A 3,747-nucleotide genomic window follows, 5' to 3' on the forward strand; every position below is an offset into this window, starting at 1 on the left:
CCGATGTCGTCGCTTCGCATGCGGATTCTGTGGCGGTGTCGGCTCAGGGGCGGAGTGTGTCGTTTGCTGAGTTGGATGCGCGGTCGGATGCGGTTGCTGCCGGCTTGATCGGGCAGGGTGTCGCCGCTGGTGATCTGGTTGGTGTGGCGACGGATCGTTCGGTTGATCTGGTGGTGTCGATTCTCGGTGTGCTGAAGGTCGGCGCCGGGTATCTGCCGTTGGATCTGGGTAATCCGGTGGAGCGATTGGCGTTCATCGTCGGTGATGCCGATGTGCGGGTGGTGATCGCTGATGGCTCGTCAGCCGATCATGCGTTGTGGGCTCATCTGCCTGCGAGTGCTCGGATGTTGAGTGTGGATGCCTTGGTTGCGGCAGGTTCGGCAGGGTTCGCGCGGGCTTCGGTTTCGGCGGACGCGCGCGCCTATGTGATCTACACGTCGGGGTCGACGGGGCGTCCGAAGGGTGTGGAGATCACTCATCGCGACGTCGTGACGCTGATGGATGCCGCGGGTGAGGACTTCGAGTTCTTGCCGTCGGATGTGTGGACGATGTTCCATTCGTACGCGTTCGACTTCTCGGTGTGGGAGCTGTGGGGGCCGCTGCTGTCGGGTGGTCGGCTCGTGGTGGTGGATCGCGACTTGGCGCGGGATCCTGCGGCGTTCCTGGACCTGCTGGTGGTCGAGGGCGTTACGGTGCTCAGTCAGACGCCGTCGGCGTTCTATCAGTTGGTTGATGCGCGTCGTCGTGATCAGCGTGCGCTGGCGTTGCGGTATGTGGTGTTCGGTGGCGAGGCGTTGAGCTTCGATCAAGTGCGGCGTTGGTTCGATGAGAATCCGGCTGATCGGGCGCGGTTGGTGAACATGTACGGCATCACCGAGACGACGGTGCACGTGAGCTTCCGGGCGTTGGAGCGGGAGCTGGTGTCGGAGGCTGATGCGTCGTTCATCGGTCGGCCGTTGTCGTCGTTGCAGATCCATATTCTCGACGATCGTCTGCATCCGGTTCCGGAGGGCGTTGCGGGTGAGATGTATGTGTCGGGCGGTCAGTTGGCGTCGGGCTACCTGAAGCGTCCGGAGTTGTCGTCGACGCGGTTCGTGGCTGATCCGTTCGCCGGTGGTGGTGCGCGGATGTATCGGACCGGTGACCGGGCGCGTCGGGTCGGATCAGATATCGAGTATCTGGGTCGCGGGGATGCGCAGGTTCAGTTGCGCGGTTTCCGGATCGAGTTCGGTGAGATCGAGGCCGGTCTGTTGGCGTCGGTGGCGGGTGCGTCGGCGTCGGCGGCTCGAGTGATCGTTGATCCGGTGCGCGGTGATCGTCTGGTCGGCTATGTGGTGGTCGATGACGGTGTCGCTGTGGATTCGGGTGCGGTGCGCGAGTCGATGGCGGCGCATGTTCCGGGGTACATGGTTCCGGATGTGGTGGTCGGTGTCGGTTCGTTGCCGTTGACGGCGAACGGGAAGCTCGATCGTGAGGCCCTGCCGGAGCCGGATGCGGTGGAGGTGGAGTTCGTTGCTCCGTCGTCACCGGAGGAGCAGGCTGTGGCCGGGGTGTTCGCCGAGTTGTTGGGCGTCGATCAGGTCAGTGTGGCGGAGTCGTTCTTCGATCTGGGTGGCAACTCGTTGTCGGCGGCGCGGTTGGCTGCGCGTGTCGGTGATGCGTTGGGTGTGGCGGTGTCGGTGCGGGATGTTTTCGACGCACCGAGCGTCCGAGACCTCGTTGCAGGAGTCGCAGGCAACGCGCCGGCCCTGCCTCCGGTGACCCGAGCAGTCCCACGACCGGACCGGATTCCGTTGTCGTTCGCGCAGCAGCGCATGTGGTTCATCAACCAGTTCGACGCCGCCTCGGGGATGTACAACATCCCCGCAGTCCTGCGCGTCACCGGTGACCTCGACATCGACGCGCTGAAGGCCGCGATCGAAGACGTCGTTCGCCACCACGAGATTCTGCGCACGACCTTCGCGTCGACGGACGGTGTCGCACACCAGGTGATCCATCCCGAATCGGCGGTCGCGGACTCCCTGGACTGGAACGTGGTCGCCACCGTGGACGAACTCCGCGACGCGGTCACCACGAGCTTCGCGCTCGGGACCGATTGGCCGATCCGGGTGCGAATCCTCGCCGAAGACGCCGACAGCCACCTGCTCGCCATCGTTCTCCACCACATCGCCGCCGACGGTGAGTCGATGGCCCCGCTGGTCTTCGACCTCGCCACGGCCTACCGAGCCCGCTCGGTCGGAGGTGCACCGCTGTTCGCCGAACTGCCCGTGCAGTACGCGGACTTCGCAATCTGGCAGCGAACGGTTCTGGGCTCTGTCGATGAACCCGGCTCGATCGTCAGCCGCCAGGTCGCGTACTGGCGCGACGCGCTCGACGGCGTTCCCGACCTGCTGGAACTTCCGTACGACCGACCCCGACCCCGCGTCGCCTCTGGGCGCGGCGGATCAGTGGAATTCCAGATCCCCGCCGACGTCGCCCGTCGTATCGGGCAGGTCGCCGACTCCGCGGACGCGACGCCTTTCATGGTGCTGAACGCGGCCCTGTCGACCTACCTCGGTCGCCTGTCCGCCACCGACGACGTCACCGTCTCGACGCCGGTCGCGGGCCGCGGCCGCACCGAGCTCGATGCGCTGATCGGCATGTTCGTCAACACCCTCGTGATGCGGACCCGCGTCGATCTCGGCGAGTCCTTCGCCGACCTCGTCGCCGCCACGCGCGAAACCGCGCTCGCCGCCTTCGACCACGCCGACGTGCCGTTCGAGACCGTCGTCGACGCCGTCGACCCGGTGCGCAGCGAGGCGTTCGCGCCCCTGGCGCAGGTGATGCTGTCGTTGGATCCGGCCGCATCCGGTGATGACGTCGACATCGCCACGGGGAGCCTCGCCCTGTCCGGCGTCGCACAGCCGAACCTGCCGGCCCAGGTGGACCTGACCTTCACCGTCTCGTCGTCGTCCGACGGAGACTGGCGCGGCGACGTCACGTACGCGACCGACCTGTTCGACGAGGCGACCGTCGCCGCGATGGCCGACACCTTCGTCGAGCTCTTGGCCGGCCTCACCGCGGATCCTGCTGTCGCTGTCGGCGATGTGCCGATGCTGGATGCCCGCGAGCTCGATGCCGTCGACGCCCTGGGACAGGGTGAGGATCGGTACCTGGCGTCGGAGGATCTGGCGTCTGCGTTGGCGGCGAGTGTTGCTGCGCATCCGGATCGGGAGGCTCTGGTCTTCCGGGATCGGAGTGTGTCGTACGCGGAGCTCGGTGCGCGGGTGAATGTCCTCGCCCGGGAGTTGATTGCGGCCGGTGTCGGCCCGGATGTGGCTGTGGCGATCTGTATTCCGCGGTCGGTAGAGCTGCTGGTGGCCATCCATGCGGTGGTGGCCGCCGGTGGTCAGTATGTGCCTGTTGATGTGGCGACGCCTGCTGAGCGGGTGGAGTACATGCTGACCACGGCGGGTGCGTCGGTGGCGTTGGTGCATGCGGGGCTGGATGTTCCGGCTCCGATCGCGGGTTTGGACGAGTCGGTGCGGGTGATCGCGGTGGACGCCTCGGGTGAGGTGGATCTGTCGACGGCGCCGGTTACCGATGCTGAGCGGTTGGGCTCGTTGTCTCCGTCGCATGCGGCGTACACGTTGTTCACGTCGGGGTCGACGGGTCGCCCGAAGGGTGTCACGTTGCCGCACGATGCGGTGGTGAACCGTCTGCGGTGGGGGCTGGATGAGTTGCCGATCGACGGTGACGATCTGGTGG

At 66.2% G+C, this 3,747-nt stretch carries 1 protein-coding gene; it reads left to right on the forward strand.

Annotated elements, in window-relative coordinates:
* Positions 1-3,747 (forward strand): non-ribosomal peptide synthetase (locus GH2_RS21005; protein ID WP_157086192.1); only part of this gene is annotated, 3,747 nt, incomplete at both ends.

Origin of the sequence: Gordonia hydrophobica NBRC 16057 (genome assembly GCF_001592365.1) — a bacterium.
Taxonomy (GTDB): Bacteria; Actinomycetota; Actinomycetes; order Mycobacteriales; family Mycobacteriaceae; genus Gordonia; species Gordonia hydrophobica.